This window comes from Rhizobium pantanalense, assembly GCF_030182525.1.
GTDB lineage: Bacteria > Pseudomonadota > Alphaproteobacteria > Rhizobiales > Rhizobiaceae > Rhizobium.
In genome coordinates this window covers 1-656 of record NZ_JAQJCH010000043.1, presented here as the reverse complement: position 1 = coordinate 656, position 656 = coordinate 1, and the positions used below count along the sequence as shown (strand labels likewise).

1 protein-coding gene is annotated in these 656 nt (G+C 65.2%); it reads right to left on the bottom strand.

Annotation, left to right across the window (positions count from 1 at the left end; genetic code table 11):
• Positions 1 to 656, bottom strand: a 656-nt coding sequence (locus PH558_RS34040; RefSeq protein ID WP_285208564.1) for a methyl-accepting chemotaxis protein, incomplete at both ends; no start/stop codon positions are given.

Below are 656 nucleotides of genomic sequence, written 5' to 3'. Positions count from 1 at the left end.
GCATTGGCCTGATCGACCTTGAAAAAGGCGATGGAGGCCTGCAGCTCCTCCGCCTGGGCGGCGAGCTCCTCCGACGTTGCCGACATTTCTTCCGATGCACCGGCATTCTGCTGCGTCACCTTGTCGAGCTGCTGGATCGCCTCGTTGATCTGCGATGCGCCGATATCCTGCTCGCGGCAGGCAGCCGAGATTTCGGCGACCAGTTCGGCGGTCTTGCGGATATCGGGAACGAGACGCGAGAGCATGTCGCCGGCTTCGGTCGCGACCGTGACGGTCTCGCCGGACAGGCTGGAGATCTCGGCGGCCGCTGCCTGGCTGCGTTCCGCCAGCTTGCGCACTTCGGAGGCGACGACGGCAAAGCCGCGGCCGTGCTCGCCGGCGCGTGCGGCCTCGACGGCGGCATTGAGGGCGAGCAGGTCGGTCTGACGAGCGATCTCCTGCACGATGGAGATCTTCTCGGCGATGGTGCGCATGGCGTTGACGGCGCGGTCGACGGCCTGGCCGCTGATCTCGGCATCCTTGGCGGACTGGCGGGCGATCTTTTCCGTCTGGGCAGCGTTATCGGCATTCTGCTTGATGTTGGCGGCCATCTCTTCCATCGAGGCGGAAGCTTCTTCGGCAGAAGAGGCCTGTTCGGTGGCACCTTGAGACAGCTG